The organism is Undibacterium sp. Di26W (assembly GCF_049340265.1).
Taxonomy (GTDB): domain Bacteria; phylum Pseudomonadota; class Gammaproteobacteria; order Burkholderiales; family Burkholderiaceae_D; genus Undibacterium.
On sequence record NZ_JBMPOR010000016.1, the window covers coordinates 58,181 to 79,315 of the forward strand.

Below are 21,135 nucleotides of genomic sequence, written 5' to 3' on the forward strand. Positions count from 1 at the left end.
GCGCCAGATACATCTTGAGCGCCGTTTTTTTTAATACCATTGAATGCGACAAACATATTCAAGATGCCCTACCTGGATTGACCCGAAATTGCGTCACGGATTTTCAATAACTATAGAGGCTAAAACAATATATATGATGGCAAGCGGATAATTCGACATTAATAAAAAGCAGGTTAGCAATCTGGTCCTGGTTGTAATTGGAGGGCGCGTGTCAGCATCACGTCTGTCTAAAAAAATTGACCCAATCAAACAAATTACGCCAACAACAAAACATACTATTCCACCAAAAATACAATACAACCCCGCCATAATTAGCCCGTCAAACCTGAACATCAAGAATCCAGCTAAAATAAGGGTGCCAATTATCATTGGCAAACCGCCCAAAAAAACTGCGGAACGATAAAGGATATTGGGATGCTGGAAAATTGTATATATGGATTTTGTAGACATATAGAGCTATTAAAAATAAGTATGAATTGCGCTGTTTTCTACGGCGTAAGATAAATCTCCACCCTCTCCTTGCCCCGCCCTATATTATTGCGTTTCAGTCTGATCTGCCCCAGTTCACCCGTCTTTTTGACATGGGTACCGCCGCAAGGCACACGCGAAAATCCGGCGATTTCCCAATAACGTCGTTGCGTCGCCTCATCTTCAAAGGCACACTGAATATCGAGATTGGCATCAATGATGGCTTGCGCTTCTTGCGTATACGCAGGCAGCAAGGGAGCAATGCTTTCAGGCCAGACAAAGTCGATGCGCGCCTTGTCCTGGGCGATATGGGCACCGGCTTTACCGACACCAGGCAATGCCTTGTAAAACAGTTCCAGCACCAGCTCTGCCGCAAAATGCAGGCGCATCAGGCGATAGCGCCGCTCCCAGTCTATGCAGACTTCCACATCCTGCCCCGGGAACAAGCCATGACCGTCGGCCAGGGTATACACCCGCTCCAGCCCTTCCTTGCGGGCGGCGACTACCGCATGTCCGGCTATCGTACCCTGATCACTTTCCTGCCCGCCAGAGAATGCAAAGAAGATCGTCGATACCAGACGGACATCATTGCCGTCAACTTTGCTGACTTGTGTCAGCAGGCTGGTCTGATAGGGGTCGTTCCAAAAGATTTTCTTTGTCAATTCACATCTCCTTACATATACCCTTATTCAAGATACCAGTCAGGTAAAGCTTCGCGCCGCGCTCTCCAGTTATCAGGAATGCCTTCGCTACCAACAAACGAGGCGACAACACCACCGACTATTGCGCATAAGGTATCGCGGTCGCCACCTGCGCTGACCGTTAGCCACAGCGCTTTCTCAAAATCTTCCAATGCTTGTCCGCAGCACCATAAGGCCAAAGGCACGGTATCTTGCGCCGACATATTATTACCATTACCCAAAACAGAGACCGGGAAATCCATGTTCCCTACTGTGATCATGGACTGTGCACGAACCAATTTGGAACGCACTTCACTTTGAGGTAACAAGTCGATAATTCCTGCCAAAAATTCTGCATGTTTGGGTCGTATTCCTATATCCCTGTAAAGACAAGCCTGGGCAGCTGCCAGTGCAACTGCAACGGCTCCTGCTATTCCTTCGGGATGAGCGTGCGTCACTTCAGCCGACAAACTTGCCTGTTCCACTAGCAAATCCAGATCATCAGAAAAATAGGCACCCAGCGGGGCAACACGCATGGCAGCACCATTCCCATACGAGCCTTGCCCTTCAAAAGCACTGGCAACCACATCCTGCCAGGCTTCTGCGGCATTGATGCGCGCCAAAACTCTATGCATGGATGGCCCATAGGCACGGTCATAGCTGTAATGCTGCGCAAAACTTTTTGCCAATGTGTCCTGCTGAATTTCACCGTGATGGCGCAAGATCGCAATGATGGACAGCGTCATCTCTGTATCATCAGTAAAATACCAGGGTGCCTCCGGCAACTGCTTTTCTTCATCAAGCAGAAGCCTGTTTTCTGCTTGAAAAAAGCACTGGCCAAAAGCGTCACCGATAGATAAACCATCCAGTGATATCAATGCACGTTCTAGTGAATTCATTATGTCTGTTCTATTATTTCAAATCAGAATGTAAGTGCATTTACCCTTCCCAGAAAAGTAAATGTTATTTGAGCGGTGCCGGAACAAGAAAAAGTTGAGCGCTTGAAAGTATGGTTGTCGCGATCAACAAAGCAATCGACATCGGCTGAATAAATGCTTCGCTACCAACAGCAAAGAATGCTGAATGTATCCCGGCAGTGAGGAAGCCCAGGATTGCTATTAATTTATAGTATGCGATGGAAACTTTGGTATTCGCCATCACCTGCCCCTGTGCAAACAAGACCAGGGCAATAATCGGCAAATTCAGCAACAGGTTGATCTGGTTTCCTCCTTGAATATGGAATAGTTCCCATTCGTGCCAGAAGGCAGCGTCAATCTGATGGGTGATCAGTACAGTGGCGTTGAGCAAGAAAAGGGCTTGTAGCCGCGAGTTCAGTAGCATAGTTAGTATGTTCCAGAATATTTTTCTACAAGATAAATTACCGCAGGCCTGGCCAATCGGGCGAGGGCGAGTTCGATGCCAATGGAAAATTACGTCAGTCAAAAAGCAAACGTATTGATTTATTTCTCCTGCTTCACTTATCACTGTCTGTTCATGATCATACCGGACAACTCAGACGTATCGCCTCATGCGACATCAAAAACTGCCAGTGTTTTTCATACAGCGGCAGATCAGTGACGGGCACGCCCAGATCCACGGCCTTGCGATAAATGATGCCGAGGAAAATATCTGCCTGGGTGAATTGTGCACCGACAGCAAACTGGCTGCTGCGCCACAGGCGACCCTGCAGTTTTTGCAGATTGATGTAGAGCCAGTTGGCGCGTGTCGGCTTCATTTGTTCCCTGCTCCACTCCGGATGAAAATACCGCACGGTGCTGCCGTTTTGCTGCGGATGGATGGATGAATTGACTGCCTCGCAAATCTCGCGGACCTGGGCACGGGCAAAGGCTGCTGTATATTGCAATGGCGGATTGGGCGCCAGTTCTTCAATGAATTCGGCCATAGCCATGGATTCACTTAAGGGTACACCATCAACTTCCATCAGTGGCACGCGGGCAAAAGGGCTGTGCTGGGTGACATGTTCACCCACCTGTGTCAGCCCCACGTCTATGCGTTCATACGGTACTTGCTTGTAATCGAGTATCCATAACAGCCGCTCACAGCAATTGGCGTCTGGGGCGTGATAAAACCTGATGTGCATAAAATTCTTCCTTGATCGCCATGTCGGCAGGTCAGCAGCTTAGCAAACCAGCCATCACATTCATCGACAAAGCTGCGTTGTGTAATATCGTCATATTAATGTAAAATAAACAATCCCGCATCCGCCTTCATGTCTGCAAGGCAAACCACCTACAGGAGAGTGTAATGTCCATGAACTTGACGAACAAAACCAGTTACCAAGCCTATTTTACGGTGTTGAAAGGCGATCTGGTGGTGGCAGCGCATATACCGGTGTCGCCAGATGCCCTGGCAGAACTGCTGACCGATCTGCCGCCCTCCAGCATCTTTGCCACGACCACAATAGATGGCAATACTTATACAACCGCCACCCAGAGCTTCGTCGGGGCAGCGGGTTTTCTGGCGCAGGTCAAACAAGTCCTTCAGCAAGGTACCTACGATTTTGAATTAGTCAATGTGGGGTATAGCCACCCGAATCAATTGCAATTGCAGAAGACTTGCATAGCACCTGTGATTTTCTCCCTGCGCACGAATGGCCAGGTCGAACAGAATGTGGTTGTTACCGATAGCTTTGTAGCGACTACGCTCAGTATCAGTGATACCTACACCATCTACGCCGTCATTAACGGTGTCACCACTGAGGCCGTACAAACCAATAACCCTCAGGCGACCATTACCGTCGTTGTCGACACCACCTCGCTGGAAAGCGGATACTTTACGCTGGTCGTTTCCTGATCTGCACGATAGTTTATGCGATAACCGATAGCATCAAAGAAAAGGCCCGCCAGTTGACACTGGCGGGCCTTTTCAATATCACTGCTTGATATAAATCAAAGAGTAATTAACTACGCACTTTACTGCACGATCAGTGACACATCATCAATCAGGAAAGACGTGATAGTTGTACTACCTTCGACACCTACAAAATACACACGTATGGTCTGGCCTTTATAGCTGCTCAAATCAAAGGTCTTGTTGACATAGCTTGTGCCCTTATTCAGATTCGAATACGTTGCCAGCGTTGCCAATACCGTGCCACTGCTGTTCTGGATTTGCAGCTTGAGGGTATCGTAAGCCTGGGTGGTCGTGGTTTCATCCGAGCTGACTCTTAACCAGAAACTCAGACTGGCCGATGTGGTTGCAGAGGGGATGGTCACTTGCTGATACATCGTATCAGTATGGGTGCTGCCATAACCGTTGAGCCAGGCCTTGTAGCTGCCAGTACGCGAAGCTTCTGTGGTATCGCTGTTAATGACGCCGGAACTGGCCGTCCAGGAACTGGCACCACTCTCGAACCCACCATTGGTAATCAACTGCGTGGATGTGGTGGTGTTGCTGACAGAAAAACTCACCGCCGATGAAGTACCGATATTATTGGCAGCATCATAGGCTTTGGCTGTCAGGCTGTGGGTGCCATTCGACAGCGTGGTCGAATTCAAGGTGCTTGAATACGGTGATGCGGTACTGGTTGACACCAGTGAACCATCCACATAAAACTCTACCTTGGCAACACCAACATTATCCGTTGCCGTGGCAGACAAGGTAATGTTGCCACTGCTGCCGCTTTCACTGACTGACACCGTAGGTGGAGTCGTGTCAGTGGTCGGATTATTGATGGTGAAGCTGACCGCTGATGAGGTACCGACATTGTTGGCAGCATCATAGGCTTTGGCGACCAGGCTGTGGCTGGCATTGGTCAGGCTGGTGGAGTTCAGCGTCATACTGTAAGGCGAACTGGTGACTGTGCCTTTGAGTGTACTGTCCACATAAAACTCTACCTTGCTGACACCCACATTATCTGTCGCGCTAGCGGACAAAGTGATGGTGCCACTGCTGCCGGATTCACCTGCACTGACCGTAGGTGGTGTGGTATCAGTACTGTTTGACTGCGTTACCCAGATCGGTGCAGACCACAAGATTTTACCGTCATCCTGGGTAATTTTTGCATAGTAAAAATGCTCGCCCACAGCCGGAGTGGTCGTGGTGGTGGCGGTGCTGGACAATTGCGTCACTGTGCCATTGCGGCCAGGTACACCTTCATAGATAACCACGGTAGAAACGGTACGACCACTGGTGCTGGCAAAATTACTGACCAGTGTCAATGCGCCACTGTTGGTAAAACGTTCGCCCATCAGATGGCCGTTGGCAGTCAGGACAATTTGCGAAGTCTTGTCCATGGTGGCAAAAATACGGCGTGCTTTCAATGCATCGATGAAATTGGCCGTATTTAAGGTAGCGCCAGTCGACAACAACACGCCGGTGCGGTTGGTGTACGAAGCACCCCAGTTGGCGCAATGGTTATCCTGGTCTGTGGTAAAGGCAACGTGGAAACCGGCTTCCAGCGCCTTGTTGCAGGCACCTTCATAGGTACTGCGGCTGGTTTCTGTTTCTGTGGTATTGGTCGAGAATGCCGATGAATTCAATATTTCACAGGCAACCATGGCCTGGTCACCATCTGCCGTAAAACCAAATGCCGTGCTGTTGACGAGAAATTGCCCACTGGTGGAAGGATGATTGAACTGCCCTATCCAGCCACGCTGACGCATCAGTGTGTACAGGCCAGCATAATCATTTTTTGTCGTGAGCGTGTCGGCGATCAACTGGTTGCTACTATTGTATTCCCAACCCAGCAATTCATTGGAGTTGAAAATATTCATGTGTCCACCGTTGGTGATGACACCCCATTCCATGCCGTAAATCCCCAGGAAATCGGCATGACCGGAATTAAAGCTGATGGCTGCGGCAAGCCCGGATTGATACAGGTTTTTAGCCGTGGCCGGATTGGCGGACGCATTGGTACTGTCAGAACCGTCGTACATATGGTTATGTTCAGACGTCATCAAAAAGTCCAGGCCCTTGTTCAATGCATACTGATACGCATCGGTTGGACCATACGCTGCAGATTGCGGATTTTGCGCGCCAACACAGGTTGTCAGATCACCACCGCCATCACTATGATTGGTCTGACTGTGCAGGTTGCCGTAATACACGGTGTAAGGCAAAGATCCGGTCGCCGCAACCGGTGGTGGTGCAGCGCCGGCAACCGCCTGGCGGTTTACTGTCTTACTGGAGGTAGACAGTGTCTTGCTGGCTTTGGTCGGCAAGGCGGCAAAGCTTGGCATTTTAGGTGCGATCACGCTACCCACTTGCAGCGGCCAGCTTTGGGTGATGATTTCAGTATCATGCTTGGCCAAAGCCCGCTCGACCAGGGTAGCGACATCCGCTGCCGGTGCTGCCTGCAGCACTGCGGAATCTGTTGCCTTGGCAGTCAGCCTGACCTGGTAGACGCCATCTTTCAGGGCTTCGCCCTGGGGGCCACGACCACTCCAGAACATCTGTGTCGTCACGGTTTTCTTGAAGAGTTTTTCTACGCCATACCAGTGATCAATCACACGCCCATTGGCCCCCAGCAATTCTACCCGCCAGGTGATGGACTGCTCTTTGGTGACATACGGATATTCGAATTCCATCGTGAAATAACGGGATTCGGCACCAGCTTTGGCATCAGAACGATATGGCACATGCAAACTGGCATCAAATTCATGATGATCCGGAATAGATGCGTAGGCAGCATCCATCCCCGTAAAACCGACTGCAAAAACCAGACTTAGTTGTAGCGCCAGCAGTTTTAGTCTGCTGTTTTTTTGTTGCCCTTGCATAAAAAATTCCCCCTGAATGATTAATATTTGACATTCGATTATGTGGCTGTCCCACACACATCTTCATTCAGATGGAATCGTCAAAACAGAGGGCAAACAAACCATTTCACGCACGTGTTCCGGGTAGAAACACGTTTGCTCTCTCGCTTCTTTTATTCCAGCCTTGTTCAGATATCTGTAAGCAGCCATTCTTGTACAACTCTACCTATTCTTCTCACCATGATGCTGTTTGCAGCTTTCCAGAAACGAGATTTAACGACAGTTCAACTAAGCAATCGTTTGCGCAAACGATTACTAGATTAACATTGGCGCATGTCAATTTTGTGACCTGTGTTCACTTTTTTTTACAAATGTGTAAAAAAACTACTCTTGCCATATTTTTCGAACTGCTTTGGGGCATTTTCACCAAATATTCTCAGGCTGCACCAAAATAGACGGAGGATAATTTTGTGGGTTTGATAATTCTTACTAAAAACATTGGCATTTCACGCCAGAATTTGACGACAAAAGAGCGGCGCTGATCGATGCCAAGCCCTTGTTTTGATGCATGACAAAACCAGACCACACTCAAAAATTTCCGCAAGGAAATTATCCCATTTGTAAAGCACTGAAACGATTTGACACAAATCTGTTGCGAGTGCTTTAATCCACGCTTTGATTTTTACTGGCGCTCGTGCCTTTCTTCCGATAACTACAACAAATAAGAACCATGGAATTCGATACCATCGCCCCTAAGCCGCAAGGCCGCCCTTCCAGCTCTGCCGGCAGCGCTCTTAGTCTGGAAGACTGGGACAAGCCGGCAAGCAAAAAGCCTGAACCAGCATCTGCGCCATCGAGCCAGCGCGAACTGACCGGGCATGACATCTCCAATCTGAACCCCAAGCAATTTCATAACGCCAATCTGGGCCTGGAATTTTATGCGCCAGGTGCCTGGAAGGAAGTGAAAAATACCCGCTCCATTCATTTGCTTGATCCAGCTACCGATACCCGTATGGAGGCCAACGGTTTCGCCCGTGCCAATGTGTCGATAGAGCAGTGGGTAGGCATGCGCCTGCCCATGCTGGAACAAGAAATGCCCCACTTGAAACAAGTGGCGCGCCCGGCCATCATCAAGGGTGAAAACTGGGGTTATGGCATACAGGGCATGGCCGCCGAATACCGTGGCAGAGTGCATGGCGATACCGAAGACACCTGCATGATCATATGCTGCATGCGCACTGACGAGTTGCTGTTGTCAATCACAGTCACGGCCAAGGCGTCGGTATTTGAAGCCAACCGTGCCGTTTATCACTGGATTTTCAGCCGAAGCGAGATCAGCAATCCGCTGGTGACCATGGGCAGCAGTGCTGGTGGTGCCAGTCGTTCGTCAGGTTCCGGTTCACGTAATTCAGCACTCAACAGTGCTGTCACATCCAGAGGTAATGCAGCGAACACCGTATCAGATGATGATGCGGAAGTGGGTTACATTGCCAGCGGACAGCGACTGTTTATTTTTGGTATTGTGCTGTCCCTGTTTCTTGGAAGCTGGTCCAAAAATGCCAATATGTTCGATCGCACAGAACTGATCATCAGTGTGTTTCTTTGCCTGCTGCTAGCCGGTACTGGCCTGTTTGGCTTCTTCCGCATGGCCAAGGGTTTTGCCTGGTCGGGCCTGACCAAACTGGTCATGCTTGTATTGTCTTGCGTACCAATCGTGAACCTCTTCACTTTTCTGTTCATGAACAGGAAGGCAAACTCACGATTGAAAGCGGAAGGTTATAAGGTCGGTCTGTTCGGTGCGTCTTCTGCCATCCCTGATGACAATCACGATTTACGTAACCTCATCATGGTGTGCCTGTTGCTGACAGCAGTGGGTTATGGCATTTTGATGAAGATAGGCAAGAGCCAAAAAGAAGAAGCTATTACCGAATTCTCGCCACCTGATCATAGCTTCAGTGTGCGCCTGCCCGGCAAACTTGTTGAACAGCCAACCAAAGTCGAACCGGGGGTCAGTAATAATCACAGTTATTCACTGCGCGCAGGTAAGTTTCACTATGGTGTGACGCATTTCGAATTACCGACACGCCCAGCTGACGTTTCCGGTCTGCTCGACGCCATACGTGACAATGCTGCTCAAAGCCCCAATACCGTCGTCACAGAAGAACAGAAAATAAATCTGGATGGCAACATCGGTCGCAGCCTGCAGTTGGAGACCAAGGGAATAGTCAGACTAGCCCATTACTACGTGATTGGCAAAACAGTGTACATCATCGAAACTGCCGCGGAAAAAGCAGAAGGAAACTCACCCAAGATTACTGCATTTATGGATTCATTCCATGTAAATTAGCACTCATTTCATCGACAGATATGAGCCTTTATGTCATGCCTGGGACGTACCCGCAATTTACCCCAGGCATGACAAATCAAAATTGAAAACGGTGAGATTCGAACTCACGGCCCCCGACAGCGATGCTGTATGTAGACAGGTGCATTCAACCACTCTGCCACGCTTCCAAAATTCTTTGTATGCAGCTTTGCTGACGCATAAGCCAATTGATGGGTGTGCAGCACACCATTCGCAGCCTTATGCAAATCGATATGCACAAAACATCCGGTGCGCGCGGCACACCGTACTACGATAATTGGTGCGCGCGGAGGGGATCGAACCCTTATGCCCATCGGGCTCTGGTGTTTAAGAACCTGTTTACGATCTTACTGCGCGCGCGTGATCGGGGCTCATGCGCTGCTCAAAATGCTCATGTACTTAGTAGTACATTCCGCTTTTTGCGCGGCTCTTCACCCCGCTGACGCTCGCTCGCTACAGATCGTAAACACGTTCTAAGACCAGTGTGTATGCCAATTCCACCACACGCGCATTTAAGCTCTTCACGCACATGCATTTTTCGTCATGCAGGTGTCTAACCATCTGGCGGAAACGGTGAGACTCGAACTCACGGGACCCGAAGGCCCTACTGTCTTCCAGACAGCTGCAATGGCCGCTCTGCCACGTTTCCGTATTTATTTCGATCTGCTGTAGGTGGCACCACGCATACCGTTCGCTGTCTCAGGTAAATCGATATGCACAACACATTCGGTGCGTGCGGCGCGCCCTACTACGATAATTGGTGCGCGCAGAGGGACTTGAACCCTCAATCCTTTCGGCACTGGTTTCTAAGACCAGCGTGTATCCCAATTCCACCACACGCGCATAAATCTCATTCACATCAAACTGCTTTGGGGTGACCACTCGGAATCGAACCGAGATAAGCGGATTCACAGTCCACGACTTTCACCGTTAAGTTATGGCCACCCCAAAGCAGGCTGAAGCTCTTATTTCTGTTGCATTTCCTACCTGTAAAGCGTGCATTCGACGACATGACAGGTAGGTCAAACTGGAAGGGGATCAAGGAATCGAACCTTGGAATATCTGGTTCAAAACCAGATGCCGTCACCACTTGGCTAATCCCCTATTAAACTGGTCGGAGTGCGAGGATTCGAACCTCGGACCTTCTGCTCCCAAAGCAGTTGCGCTACCAGGCTGCGCCACACTCCGTAAAAACATCTGCTTGCCGCCACACGTTGGCAAGCACTAAAAATCAAGCTGTATAAAAACCAAAAAGCCCGGTGCGTTAATCGCATCCGGGCTTATCGCAACAGATATGGTGCACGCTAACTGGTGCGGAATATCTGTGGGGTTTCCCCCCGGATGTTGAGGTGCAGGCAAGCGCCCAGATGATGCAAGGGCAAGGCTGGCTTCGCGCCTTGTTGCGCTAACTGCAGAGGCAGATTGGCGGGCGAAGGATGGGCCGAGAGCGAGGCCAGATTGAGAACCGCGTCGCCAGCCTGTGCCAGACCCTGCGCATTAGCGCACAAGCCCTGGTTCAATTGTTGGAGTAGCGTGGTTTTCACAATCTGTCCTTTTCTCTATTTACTCGGTTAAGTGGGTGCTGCTGTAGTCGATGGAGTTATCTTGCCACATGTTTTTAAATAAAACAAGCATGGCATGACGAATTTATTCAAATTAATGCGAAATTTTTGCAAAAGACGCATATTCCTGTTGAGGATCAAGCTAACAGCAAGCATGCAAACATCAAGTTAGAAAACGTTTTAATTAAAATTTATGCTAGACTAATTAACATCAAAATTCAACTTAAATGCCAGCACCATGCGTTTGCCATGCAAGATATTGCACCCTGTATTGCTGTGTACCTGTGATGAAGCGGTGAATAGGCAGGATTGGTGCTGCTTACCTTGGGAAATGGCAGTGCTATCAAGGCCAACCTATGCTCCCCCATCACCTCATCTTCACCCAACACATCATCTCGATTTGCTTCTTCACTCTCCACTGCCAAGGAAAAAACCATGCCACCGATCACCACAAACAGTAGCAGCCCCTCTTCCCCCACCTGGCAAAACTGGAGCCAGAATCTGTTTTACCAGGGGGATAATTACTACTACGCACCCCGCACCCGGGCTGATTTGCTAGCTATCATCAGCAACGCTGCCGCGCAAAACAAGCAGGTGCGTGTATCCGGTCAACGCCATTCGCAAACCCCGCTGGTGGCCAGCAGCGAATCACCAGCCAGCAATTTTGTCATCATCGATATGTCATGCTATGCCGATCTGGGTGAAGACGGCAACCAGCGCATGCAACTCAGTAGCGATGGCAAAAGCGTGAGCGTCAATACCGGTGTGCGTGAAGATGAACTCGACGCATTCCTGACACAAAACAAACTGATGCTGGAAACCGTGACAGCCGGCGGTTTTTTCAGTCTGGGCGGGATGACCGCTGTAGACGTGCATGGTGCAACCGTGCAGGCACCCATTTTTGCCGAAACCGTGACGGCCTTTGCCATCATGGGCCCCAGCGGCGCGGTCAAAGTGATTGACAGCAGCACTGCCACGGCCGGTGCATGGTCGCCACTGCAATTTGCGCGTGTGTCACTCGGTGCGCTGGGCGTGGTCACTGCGGTGACCATCCGTGTCTTGCCACGTCCTTATGCGAATAGCCTGACATCGGGCATCAGTGACCATGTGTGGGAAAGTGCATCTGATTTCGGTACCGGCATGGCTGCCCTGCTGGCATCCAAAACCAGGGTGGAAACATTTTTCAACCCGTATGCCTTCACCGGCACCAGCAACTTCATGGCAGCATGGTGGAATGTGGACAGTGGATCAGGTGCCGCGCCCACACCGGTACCGGCACAAGACGCCTGTCAACTGGCGCTGAAAGATGAATTCGGCGCGCCCTATTTACGTTTCGGCGAACACCTGGCCGAAGAAGCGGCCATCTTTGCCCAGGATTTTAGTACGCCGCTTGTTGCTACCGGCCCGGCGGCACTGATTACCTCTACCGCGATATCGGTCATCAGGAGTGAAGTCAACACTGCTGGCAAAAACAATTCTGACCTGTGGCTGGGTGAAGCTGCCAGGGTTATTTTCATGTCTTACTTCATCGAACTGCCTGACCTGGGAGCCAGCAGCCTGTCCAAGGTTTGGACGGCATTGCAATCGGTGAGCAGCAAGGTCAACAAAAGTGCCAACTTCCACATCGCTGCACCGATGGAATTTCGCTTCATCAAGGGCGGCGATACAGCGCTGGCTGGGACGTATACACAGTCCGCCAATGCCTGGTTCGTCAACCTTGACCTGATCGCCTTTGTGGCCGTCAACAGTAGTAAGAATGGTCTCGATTATCCGGCCAAAATGCTGAGCTTTTTTGCTGAAGTGGAAAGCGAATGGGTCGCCATGGGTGGCTGGCCGCACAATGGCAAAATGTACGGTTTCTATGACCCGGCAGTTGGCCCTGCTGCACCTACGGCCCCGTTCAACCCGGCCTTCCTTGGGCAGTTGCGTGACCGTCGCCAGGAAAGAGTACTGGCCTTCGAGACATACCGTCAAAGCTGCGACCCGACTGGGATGTTCAGCAATCCCTATGTGGCAAGGCTGCTTGGTGAATAAGGAATGACCGGCATGCTGTCATTGCACTTTGCCGGTCATTCCAACTTAAAAACTGCTCAGTACAGAGATACGGAGATACAGAGACGCAGAGGTGTCAAAGAGAAAGCAGTCAAATTTTAAAAGCAGTTAAATTTTATGCCTGGCCTCTGTATGAAACAAGCTCTGTTTATTTCACGCCATCCTTCAACATCAGCTTCTTGATCATTCCCACAGGGGCGCTGCCATAGCTGAGGAATTGTTCGTGGAATTGCTTGAGTTTGAACTTATCGCCTTGCTGTTTTTTCAACTGTTCACGGAACTCCAGGATTTCGCTGTAGCCGCTAAAGTAACTGGCCAGTTGCACCGACGTGTATTGCACCCGCAGCCATTTACCATCGGCTTCTGCCTTGGTCTGGAAAGCCTGGTTCATCAGGAAATCTTTGGCCTCGGCCTCTGTCATGCCCAGCACATGCACCTGATAATCGAGGATGGTATTGCAGACGGCGCGCAAGTTCCATTTGTAATACATGAGCCACATTTCTGGCGTATTGCCGCCATAGCCAGATTCCAGCATCATGCGTTCGCTGTACACGGCCCAGCCTTCCACCATGGCACCATTGCCGAACAGGGTCTTGATCACCGACGGTGACTGATTCGCATGTTGCAACTGGGTGTAATGGCCGGGAATGGCTTCATGGATATTCAATATCTGCAAAACCCAGTAATTGTGTTCACGCAAGATACCTTCGATCTGTTCCGGGCTTTGGCCATCAAAAGGCGTGACATTGTAATAGGTCTTGTCATTGGGCCTGAAGATACCGGGCGCTTCTATTGACGCCAGGCTGACACCGCGCTGGTACACTGGCGTTTCGCGCACGATCAGGGGCTTTTTGGCATCCAGGCTGACCAGGTCATGCTCACGTATCCATTTTTCCAGTTGCGGCAACTGGCTGCGGATTTCAGTGAACAGGTCTTTGCCTGCCACATGTTTTTCAGACAGCTTGTCGATCACCATGGCAATCTTGCGGACGCGGTCGGCAGGCTTGGCTTGCGTGCCCATGGTTTTATCCCATAGCTGATCCGCCAGTTTTTCCATATTCAGATGCGCTTCGTCCCGGAACTTCAATGCGCGCTGGTACGTCTGTTCTGCCGTCAGTGAAGACTGGATGTCGGCAACAAATTTGCCGTCATATAAATCCTTGCCTATGCGAAAAGAACGTGCGGTGGCCGGGTCCAGTGTTTTTTCCAGCGATTCCAGAAACTGTACATAATCATTGACAGCAGCGCGGGCATTTTTTAAACCTTCATCCAGAGCGGCTTTGTCCTTGCCAGCCAGCTTTTCCTGGGTGGCCGTTTTTTCCAGTTCAGCCAGCACAGCGATGGCACCGGCACTTTGCTTGATCGCCAGGCGAGTGTGTTCTGGGGTGGGGTTCTTGATACTGGCTTTGGCAGCAGCGTAATAAGCAGGCACGGCTTGTAGACGCTGTATGGCCACCTGTACCCGTTTGGCTGTGGGCGCAAAATCGGTATTCAGTATTGAATCAAAACCGCCGGCAATATTGTGCTGGGTAGGATTCCATTCAAATTCGCGGAATTGCGTCAGATACCAGCGCGTGCCATTCAGGTAATTGCGTATCAGCGCCAGATCAGTCTGCTCATTGGCAGACAAGCTTTCTGCATCGACCTTGCCGATTTGCGCCAGCCAGTTATCGGCAAAAGCTACATAGGCATCGCGGGCAGCCTGATTGGGCAGTACCAGTTTATTCGCATCCTGATAGCGACCTGCCGCCATTGCCATATCCGGATCCTGTTGCCACAAGGCGCTCAGGAAGGAAGCCTTGATACGGGCAAACCCCTGATCCGCTTTTTTGCTGACAGTTACGGGGGCAGCCGTGGCAGACAGACTGGCAGGTGCAGCCATTACCAGTGAAGACAGAAAAGTGGCAATCAGAACAGAACGCAATGGCATGGGCATAGTGAGTATCTCGCAGTCTTAATATATTAAGAAATATGAGGTTAACACAAGATGGCAGCCATCATCTGCATTTTTTATTGTCTCCAGATAAAGAAAGCATACCTGCAACACTCCCGCAACACCTCGCCCATCAGCGTCAACGTTCATTGAAGGGGCTTTCTTTGTTACACTCCAGCCTTGGCCGAGCTCTAGTGTGGCAAACCCGCAGCATCACAAAAAGAAAAACATGAACACCCCCACCCCACTTCTGCAATTGCACTGGACAGAAAACGACGAAGCACGATCATGCCGCTGGCATTCAGAAAGCGGGGCACCGGCCCCCAAGCGTGTGCAGATTGCCGATGACCGCATGAATGTAGAAGCCGCCTACAAGCTGGCTTGCGAAGGCACAGCCTTGCTGTGGCGTGGCGACTACCACAATGGCAAGCAGCTCTTGCAGGCGCTGGCGCGCCGCATCGATAAAAAACCGGCCAGGGCCAGCAAGAAAGCCAAAGTACCTGAATCCGCGAAAGAAGCATTCAACCTGCACCGCCAGGCGCAATCGCAGCGCGCCCGTGTGCTGGCCATGGTATTGATTCCCTTTGAAGCCGATTACCGCATCACCCTGCGCCGTGCGCCAGACGTGACGCAAGCCTGCCATGAAGTGTATGGCGAACCGACGACGGCCTTTGTGGCCTCCCTGCGGGAATTGTTGGGCCTGATAGGCGCCCATGAATGGCGCAAGAATGGCGTGGAAATCGCTGCGCTGGGCGCAAAAATCCATCCTTACTATGGCGTCTTTTCCCCCGTGCGTGGTGAGTATATCGACTTGCTGGCCAAGGCCCCGCTGCCGTCAACGACACTGGCCTTTGATATTGGTGTGGGTACCGGCGTGCTGTCAGCGCTGCTGGCAAAGCGTGGCGTCAAAAAGATCGTGGCAACCGACCAGGACCAGCGTGCCCTTGCCTGCGCCCGTGAAAACGTGGACAGGCTGGGCATGTCCGGCCAAATAGAATTGATGCAGGCAGACCTGTTCCCGCCTGGCCGTGCGCCATTGGTGGTCTGTAACCCGCCATGGTTGCCCGCTCGCCCCAACTCGCCAATAGAATATGCCGTGTATGACCCCGACAGCCGCATGTTGCGCGGCTTTCTGGCTGGCGTGGCAGAACATCTGGAAGCGCAGGGCGAAGCCTGGCTGATCATGTCCGACTTTGCTGAACACCTGGGCCTGCGCGGCACTACCGATTTGCAGAGCTGGATAGACGCTGGCGGCCTGACTGTCATCGGCAAGATGGATATCAAGCCACGCCATCCCAAATCCACGGATGAAAACGATCCCTTGCATGCTGCACGTGTGAAGGAAGTTACATCATTGTGGCGCTTGAAATTAAAATAGTAATGGTACTTTGTGATCGGTGATTATCCGCTCACGGCTTATATGAATTTATTAATTGTTTAGAAAATTCGCATCATGATCAACAAACCTGCCCGCATCCTGACCTTTAAATGCAAAAACTGCAGCAAATCCGTTCAGGTCTTCCTGCAAAAAGTCTCTGCCTGCTCACATATTCAACCCTACCAGGGCATTTGCAGCTGCGGCGAAATCATGAAACACGCGACTGGCAATAAAGAAGCTGTCCAGTCTTATCTGAGCTCCAATGATGTCTTGTGGTCACATCATCATTAATTCCTTGGCAAGCAAGTGACAAGTAAAGCGGGGAATTCTTACATTATTCCCTTGCAAAATTTGCATTTGCACCTCAGATCAAATCTATAGCCAGACGAAAGCATTTATAATCTAAGGCTTTGCAGCAGTTTTCTGGAAACAATGAAGGTATTTCGCGGACTTCCAAATGCAGCCTCCCGTGCACCCTGTGCGCTGGCGATAGGCAATTTTGATGGCGTGCATCTGGGCCACCAGACTTTGCTTGCCCGTTTGCGGGATGCGGCTACACGTCTGGGCATAGAAGCTGCAGTGATGACATTTGAACCACATCCGCGCGCATTCTTTGCCCAGATGCTGGGTGACATCTCGAAAGCACCTACCCGTATCGCCAATTTGCGCGACAATATGGCTTCGCTGCAGGCAGCGGGTGTGGACAGGGTGATCGTTGAACATTTCAATGCCCATTTCGCCGCATTGTCACCGCAAGACTTCATCGAAAAAGTATTGGTCGATGGCCTGCACGTTAAATGGGTCATGGTCGGCGAAGATTTTCGCTTTGGTGCCAAACGCGCCGGTGATATCGCCACGCTGACCGAAGCCGGACAACGCTTTGGCTTTACGGTTGAAACCCTGCCTTCGGTACAAAACAAGGGCGTGCGCATTTCTTCATCAGCGGTACGTCTGGCCCTGGCCAATGGTGATTTTGATGAGGCCGAAGCCCTGCTCGGTCACCCTTACCGTATTTCTGGCCATGTGGTGCATGGCCAAAAGCTGGGGCGCACCCTTGGTTTCCCTACGCTGAACCTGCGTATCGCCCATCACCGCCCGGCCCTGAATGGCATCTTTATCGTACAGGTACATGGTTTGTCTGACCAGCCTTTGCCTGCCGTGGCCAGCCTGGGCGTGCGTCCTACTGTCGATGACAGCGGCCGCGTGCTGTTGGAAACCCATGTATTTGATTACAGCGGTCACGCTTACGGCAAAGTCGTGCAGATAGAATTTTTGAAAAAACTGCGTGACGAAGAAAAATACATAGACTTGCCGACCCTGACTGCAGCCATCAACAAGGATGCGGAACAAGCGCGTGCATACTTCGCCGACAGCCACCGCCCTGCCCGCTCTGCCACTGACCGAATTTGAAGCTCACCTTGTTGTACTTTCACTGTACTTGCTTGTGACTTCACCCCGATTTTAAAAATAGAAAACTCATTATGTCTGAAAACAAAGCGGCAAAAACTGCCAGTAAATACCCGGTCAACATGACCGAAACAGCTTTCCCCATGCGCGGCGACCTGGCCAAGCGCGAACCCAAGTGGGTCAAGGACTGGCAAGACAAAAAAATCTATGAGCGTGTGCGCAAGGCGTCTGCCGGTCGCCCGAAATTCATCCTGCATGATGGCCCGCCGTATGCCAATGGTGACATCCACCTGGGTCATGCCGTCAATAAGATATTGAAAGACATGATCGTCAAAGCCCGTACCATGGCTGGCTTTGATGCCCCCTATGTACCTGGCTGGGATTGCCACGGCATGCCCATCGAAATCCAGGTAGAAAAACTGTTTGGCAAAAACCTGCCCGTAGCAGAAGTGCACGCCAAGGCACGCGTGTATGCGAATGAACAGATAGAAAAACAAAAAGCCGGCTTCATCCGCCTGGGGGTCCTGGGTGAATGGGATAATCCCTACAAAACCATGGCCTTTGGCAATGAAGCAGATGAATTGCGTGCGCTTGGCAAGTTGCTGGAAAAAGGCTATGTCTATCGCGGCCTGAAACCGGTCAACTGGTGCTTTGACTGCGGTTCTGCCCTGGCAGAAGCTGAAGTCGAATACGAAAACAAACGCGACCCATCTATCGATGTCGGCTTCCCCTTTGCTGAACATGACAAACTGGCCGCTGCCTTCAAACTGGACAAGCTGCCGCTGGACAAAGGTTACTGCGTCATCTGGACCACAACGCCATGGACTATCCCATCCAACCAGGCGCTGAACATGCACCCGGAAATCACTTACGCCCTGGTCAAGACCCAGCGCGACGGTGAAGACATCCTGCTGATATTGGCGAAAGATCTGGTCGAAGCCAGCCTGACTAACTATGGCCTGACAGGCGAAGTCATCGCGACTTGCCTGGGTGCAGATTTGTCTGAAATCAAATTCAAGCATCCGCTGGCAGCAATGGATGCTGGCTATGACCGTTTTTCGCCGGTCTACCTGGGTGAATACGTGAGTACAGAAACCGGTACTGGCGTGGTGCACTCTGCGCCTGCTTACGGTATCGAAGATTTCCAGTCATGCAAGGCGCATGGCATGAAGGATGACGACATCATCGCCCCTGTGATGGGTGATGGTAAATTTGCGTCCAGCCTGCCGTTCTTTGCTGGCATGACGATCTGGGAAGCATCCAAGCCTATCTGTGACAAACTGCGCGAAGCGGGCACCCTGTTTTCGTTCAAGATGTTTGAACATAGCTATATGCATTGCTGGCGCCATAAGACACCGATCATCTATCGCGCCACCTCACAGTGGTTTGCCAGCATGGACAATACGCCCAAAGCCGGTGGTGACAGCCTGCGTCAGACGGCATTGAAAGCAATTGATGACACCGCCTTCTTCCCGGCATGGGGTAAGGCGCGTTTGCATGGCATGATCGCCAACCGCCCTGACTGGACCTTGTCGCGCCAGCGTCAATGGGGTGTGCCTATGGCTTTCTTCCTGCATAAGGAAACTGGCCAATTGCATCCACGCACACCAGAACTGCTGGAGCAGATCGCCCTGCGCATAGAAAAAGAAGGCATCGAAGCCTGGCAAAAAATCGAAGTTGCTGATTTGCTCGGTGATGAAGCTGCCATGTATGTAAAAAACCGCGACACCCTGGATGTCTGGTTTGATTCTGGCGTGACGCATCAGACCGTCTTGCGCGGATCACATAAAGAACAATCCGCTTTCCCGGCAGATCTGTATCTGGAAGGTTCTGACCAGCATCGTGGCTGGTTCCATTCTTCGCTGTTGACAGCGTCGATGCTGGATGGCCGTGCGCCTTACAAAGCCTTGTTGACACATGGTTTCACCGTGGACGGTAATGGCGAAAAAATGTCCAAATCCAAAGGAAATGTGATCGCACCTCAGAAAGTATTCGATACCTTGGGTGCAGATATCTTGCGCCTATGGGTTGCCTCTTCTGACTATTCAGGCGAATTGTCCATCTCTGATGAAATCCTGAAGCGTGTAACGGAAGCCTATCGCCGCATCCGCAATACCTTGCGCTTTTTGCTGGCCAACACCTCTGATTTCGATGCAGCGAAAGATGCAGTCGCCATCAATGACTTGCTGGAGATAGACCGTTATGCCATCGCCAATATGACGGCATTGCAAAAAGAAATCCTGACACATTTTGAGGCATTTGAATTCCACCCTGTGGTCAGCAAATTGCAGTCTTTCTGTTCGGAAGACCTAGGTGGTTTCTACCTCGACATCCTGAAAGACCGCCTGTACACCAGCGGCACGACTTCACCTGCGCGCCGCTCTGCACAAACCGCGATCTGGCATATCACGCAATCGCTGCTGCGCCTGATGGCACCGATGCTGTCTTTCACCGCTGAAGAAGCATGGCAGTTCTTTGCCGCTGCCGATGCCTACAAAGACAGCGATGAAACCATCTTCACGCAAACTTATTACAACCTGCCAGAGATCGCTGATGCAGAGACCTTGCTAGCCAAGTATGCCGCCCTGCGTGCAGTCCGTACGGATGTCACCAAGCAACTGGAAGAAGTACGCGTGGCCGGTGGCATCGGTTCTTCCTTGCAGGCAGAAGTGACGATCAAGGCCAGCGGCAGCAAGTTTGACGTATTGAACAGTTTTGCCGATGACTTGAAATTTACCCTGATCACCTCAGCAGCCGGTGTGGAACAGGTTGCCAGCGAAGTCGAAGAAGCCGTGGTCGTTGCCCCGTCCAAATATGAAAAATGCGAGCGTTGCTGGCATTATCGTGCGGATGTAGGCAGCAATCCAGAACACCCCGGGCTGTGCGGCCGTTGCGTCAGCAACCTGTTTGGTGCTGGCGAAACACGTCGGTATGCATAAATAAGTTTAAGTAAGTTTAATTAAGCATTTGTCATACGGGCGGGATCAAGCGCAAGTCTGACCCAGCCCGTATTTACCAAGACTTCACAAGAGTTCAATGCCCATGGCAACCAAAAAAAAACCTGCTGTTTCAAATAATTATTCAGGTTCCAGCTCTTCTGGCGCTGGCCTCGTGCCCTGGCTGGGTCTGGCTGCCATCGTCATCTTGCTGGATCAGGTCAGCAAGATCACCATCAGCAAGGCCTTTGCTTATGCCGAGACCCTGAGCATCACCTCATTTTTCAACCTGACTCTGGCCTATAACAAGGGCGCAGCGTTCAGCTTCCTGGCGACGGAAACAGGCTGGCAGCGTTATTTGTTTACCGCCATCGGTTTGATAGCAGCCGCTTATATCACCTATCTGATGAAACGCCATGCCGGGCAAAAGCTGTTTTGCACGGCGCTGGCACTGATCATGGGCGGTGCCCTGGGCAATGTCATCGACAGGCTGCTGTATGGCCATGTGATTGATTTTCTGGATTTCCATTACCTGGAAATTTATCATTTCCCGGCCTTTAACATCGCTGATAGCGCGATTTGCGTCGGTGCGGCATTATTCATATTGGATGAATTGCGTCGCGTGAAAAAATAAGGA

Annotated in this window: 16 protein-coding genes and 6 tRNA genes; 9 read left to right on the plus strand and 13 right to left on the minus strand. The window is 51.0% G+C overall.

The window, feature by feature from the left end; genetic code table 11:
• The first annotated feature begins 208 nt into the window (after window positions 1–208).
• On the plus strand, window positions 209–403 hold the full coding sequence (locus ACO0LM_RS18150) for a hypothetical protein (protein WP_423038661.1): 195 nt from the start codon (window positions 209–211) through the stop codon (window positions 401–403).
• A gap of 85 nt (window positions 404–488) precedes the next feature.
• Here ACO0LM_RS18150 and ACO0LM_RS18155 read toward each other — a convergent pair whose 3' ends face one another.
• The 4 genes from ACO0LM_RS18155 to ACO0LM_RS18170 form a co-directional block, all read right to left on the minus strand.
• Complete coding sequence (locus ACO0LM_RS18155) at window positions 489–1,130, minus strand: alanyl-tRNA editing protein (RefSeq protein ID WP_423038663.1); 642 nt, start codon at window positions 1,128–1,130, stop codon at window positions 489–491.
• A 23-nt stretch (window positions 1,131–1,153) separates the two neighbouring features.
• Window positions 1,154–2,047, minus strand: coding sequence for an ADP-ribosylglycohydrolase family protein (locus tag ACO0LM_RS18160; protein WP_423038665.1), 894 nt, complete (start codon window positions 2,045–2,047; stop codon window positions 1,154–1,156).
• A gap of 64 nt (window positions 2,048–2,111) precedes the next feature.
• Complete coding sequence (locus ACO0LM_RS18165) at window positions 2,112–2,489, minus strand: DUF6713 family protein (RefSeq protein WP_423038667.1); 378 nt, start codon at window positions 2,487–2,489, stop codon at window positions 2,112–2,114.
• A gap of 157 nt (window positions 2,490–2,646) precedes the next feature.
• Complete coding sequence (locus ACO0LM_RS18170) at window positions 2,647–3,249, minus strand: glutathione S-transferase family protein (RefSeq protein ID WP_423038669.1); 603 nt, start codon at window positions 3,247–3,249, stop codon at window positions 2,647–2,649.
• A gap of 164 nt (window positions 3,250–3,413) precedes the next feature.
• Here ACO0LM_RS18170 and ACO0LM_RS18175 point away from each other — a divergent pair, with 164 nt between their 5' ends.
• Entirely contained in the window at window positions 3,414–3,962 is a 549-nt protein-coding gene (locus ACO0LM_RS18175) for a hypothetical protein (protein WP_423038671.1), read from the plus strand.
• Window positions 3,963–4,081: 119 nt separating this feature from the next.
• Here the strand turns inward: ACO0LM_RS18175 and ACO0LM_RS18180 are convergent, their stop codons facing one another.
• The gene (locus ACO0LM_RS18180) at window positions 4,082–6,886 is read right to left on the minus strand and encodes an Ig-like domain-containing protein (protein WP_423038673.1); all 2,805 of its coding nucleotides are present in this window, start codon (window positions 6,884–6,886) and stop codon (window positions 4,082–4,084) included.
• Between the two features lie 709 nt (window positions 6,887–7,595).
• On the opposite strand from ACO0LM_RS18180, the gene ACO0LM_RS18185 reads away from it, so the two are divergent.
• Entirely contained in the window at window positions 7,596–9,212 is a 1,617-nt protein-coding gene (locus ACO0LM_RS18185; protein ID WP_423038675.1) for a hypothetical protein, read from the plus strand.
• Between the two features lie 83 nt (window positions 9,213–9,295).
• On the opposite strand, the gene ACO0LM_RS18190 is transcribed toward ACO0LM_RS18185, so the two are convergent.
• The 7 genes from ACO0LM_RS18190 to ACO0LM_RS18220 all read right to left on the minus strand — a co-directional run bounded on the left by ACO0LM_RS18190 (window position 9,296) and on the right by ACO0LM_RS18220 (window position 10,774).
• A tRNA-OTHER gene (locus ACO0LM_RS18190) sits at window positions 9,296–9,379 on the minus strand.
• Between the two features lie 413 nt (window positions 9,380–9,792).
• Window positions 9,793–9,879: transfer RNA gene (locus ACO0LM_RS18195), tRNA-Ser, on the minus strand.
• Between the two features lie 109 nt (window positions 9,880–9,988).
• Window positions 9,989–10,073: transfer RNA gene (locus ACO0LM_RS18200), tRNA-Leu, on the minus strand.
• A gap of 27 nt (window positions 10,074–10,100) precedes the next feature.
• Window positions 10,101–10,175, minus strand: a tRNA-His gene (locus ACO0LM_RS18205).
• A gap of 83 nt (window positions 10,176–10,258) precedes the next feature.
• Window positions 10,259–10,334: transfer RNA gene (locus ACO0LM_RS18210), tRNA-Gln, on the minus strand.
• 7 nt (window positions 10,335–10,341) lie between these two features.
• Window positions 10,342–10,418: transfer RNA gene (locus tag ACO0LM_RS18215), tRNA-Pro, on the minus strand.
• A 116-nt stretch (window positions 10,419–10,534) separates the two neighbouring features.
• Complete coding sequence (locus ACO0LM_RS18220) at window positions 10,535–10,774, minus strand: hypothetical protein (protein WP_423038677.1); 240 nt, start codon at window positions 10,772–10,774, stop codon at window positions 10,535–10,537.
• 453 nt (window positions 10,775–11,227) lie between these two features.
• Between ACO0LM_RS18220 and ACO0LM_RS18225 the strand changes: the two genes are divergently transcribed.
• On the plus strand, window positions 11,228–12,826 hold the full coding sequence (locus tag ACO0LM_RS18225; RefSeq protein WP_423038679.1) for a D-arabinono-1,4-lactone oxidase: 1,599 nt from the start codon (window positions 11,228–11,230) through the stop codon (window positions 12,824–12,826).
• Between the two features lie 166 nt (window positions 12,827–12,992).
• On the opposite strand, the gene ACO0LM_RS18230 is transcribed toward ACO0LM_RS18225, so the two are convergent.
• Window positions 12,993–14,780, minus strand: coding sequence for a DUF885 domain-containing protein (locus ACO0LM_RS18230; RefSeq protein WP_423038681.1), 1,788 nt, complete (start codon window positions 14,778–14,780; stop codon window positions 12,993–12,995).
• A gap of 226 nt (window positions 14,781–15,006) precedes the next feature.
• Between ACO0LM_RS18230 and ACO0LM_RS18235 the strand changes: the two genes are divergently transcribed.
• From ACO0LM_RS18235 to lspA, 5 genes are all read left to right on the plus strand, one after another.
• On the plus strand, window positions 15,007–16,155 hold the full coding sequence (locus ACO0LM_RS18235) for a methyltransferase (protein ID WP_423038683.1): 1,149 nt from the start codon (window positions 15,007–15,009) through the stop codon (window positions 16,153–16,155).
• Window positions 16,156–16,230: 75 nt separating this feature from the next.
• Window positions 16,231–16,446 carry a hypothetical protein gene (locus tag ACO0LM_RS18240; protein WP_230413734.1) on the plus strand — a complete coding sequence of 72 codons (216 nt, stop codon included), beginning with the start codon at window positions 16,231–16,233 and terminating at the stop codon, window positions 16,444–16,446.
• 141 nt (window positions 16,447–16,587) lie between these two features.
• The gene (locus tag ACO0LM_RS18245; protein WP_423038685.1) at window positions 16,588–17,565 is read left to right on the plus strand and encodes a bifunctional riboflavin kinase/FAD synthetase; all 978 of its coding nucleotides are present in this window, start codon (window positions 16,588–16,590) and stop codon (window positions 17,563–17,565) included.
• A 71-nt stretch (window positions 17,566–17,636) separates the two neighbouring features.
• A complete protein-coding gene (gene ileS, locus ACO0LM_RS18250) occupies window positions 17,637–20,501 on the plus strand; it encodes an isoleucine--tRNA ligase (protein WP_423038687.1) in 2,865 nt (954 codons plus the stop codon).
• A 103-nt stretch (window positions 20,502–20,604) separates the two neighbouring features.
• Window positions 20,605–21,132 carry a signal peptidase II gene (gene lspA, locus ACO0LM_RS18255; RefSeq protein WP_422988416.1) on the plus strand — a complete coding sequence of 176 codons (528 nt, stop codon included), beginning with the start codon at window positions 20,605–20,607 and terminating at the stop codon, window positions 21,130–21,132.
• Window positions 21,133–21,135: the final 3 nt, after the last annotated feature.

Excerpts from the sequence above, each read along its gene's own strand:
- ACO0LM_RS18160 (WP_423038665.1), bottom strand. The coding sequence starts at position 2,047 with ATGAATTCACTAGAACGTGCATTGATATCACTGGATGGTTTATCTATC.
- ACO0LM_RS18165 (WP_423038667.1), bottom strand. The coding sequence starts at position 2,489 with ATGCTACTGAACTCGCGGCTACAAGCCCTTTTCTTGCTCAACGCCACT.
- ACO0LM_RS18170 (WP_423038669.1), bottom strand. The coding sequence starts at position 3,249 with ATGCACATCAGGTTTTATCACGCCCCAGACGCCAATTGCTGTGAGCGG.
- ACO0LM_RS18175 (WP_423038671.1), top strand. The coding sequence starts at position 3,414 with ATGTCCATGAACTTGACGAACAAAACCAGTTACCAAGCCTATTTTACG.
- ACO0LM_RS18180 (WP_423038673.1), bottom strand. The coding sequence starts at position 6,886 with ATGCAAGGGCAACAAAAAAACAGCAGACTAAAACTGCTGGCGCTACAA.
- ACO0LM_RS18185 (WP_423038675.1), top strand. The coding sequence starts at position 7,596 with ATGGAATTCGATACCATCGCCCCTAAGCCGCAAGGCCGCCCTTCCAGC.
- ACO0LM_RS18225 (WP_423038679.1), top strand. The coding sequence starts at position 11,228 with ATGCCACCGATCACCACAAACAGTAGCAGCCCCTCTTCCCCCACCTGG.
- ACO0LM_RS18230 (WP_423038681.1), bottom strand. The coding sequence starts at position 14,780 with ATGCCCATGCCATTGCGTTCTGTTCTGATTGCCACTTTTCTGTCTTCA.
- ACO0LM_RS18235 (WP_423038683.1), top strand. The coding sequence starts at position 15,007 with ATGAACACCCCCACCCCACTTCTGCAATTGCACTGGACAGAAAACGAC.
- ACO0LM_RS18240 (WP_230413734.1), top strand. The coding sequence starts at position 16,231 with ATGATCAACAAACCTGCCCGCATCCTGACCTTTAAATGCAAAAACTGC.
- ACO0LM_RS18245 (WP_423038685.1), top strand. The coding sequence starts at position 16,588 with ATGAAGGTATTTCGCGGACTTCCAAATGCAGCCTCCCGTGCACCCTGT.
- ileS (WP_423038687.1), top strand. The coding sequence starts at position 17,637 with ATGTCTGAAAACAAAGCGGCAAAAACTGCCAGTAAATACCCGGTCAAC.
- lspA (WP_422988416.1), top strand. The coding sequence starts at position 20,605 with ATGGCAACCAAAAAAAAACCTGCTGTTTCAAATAATTATTCAGGTTCC.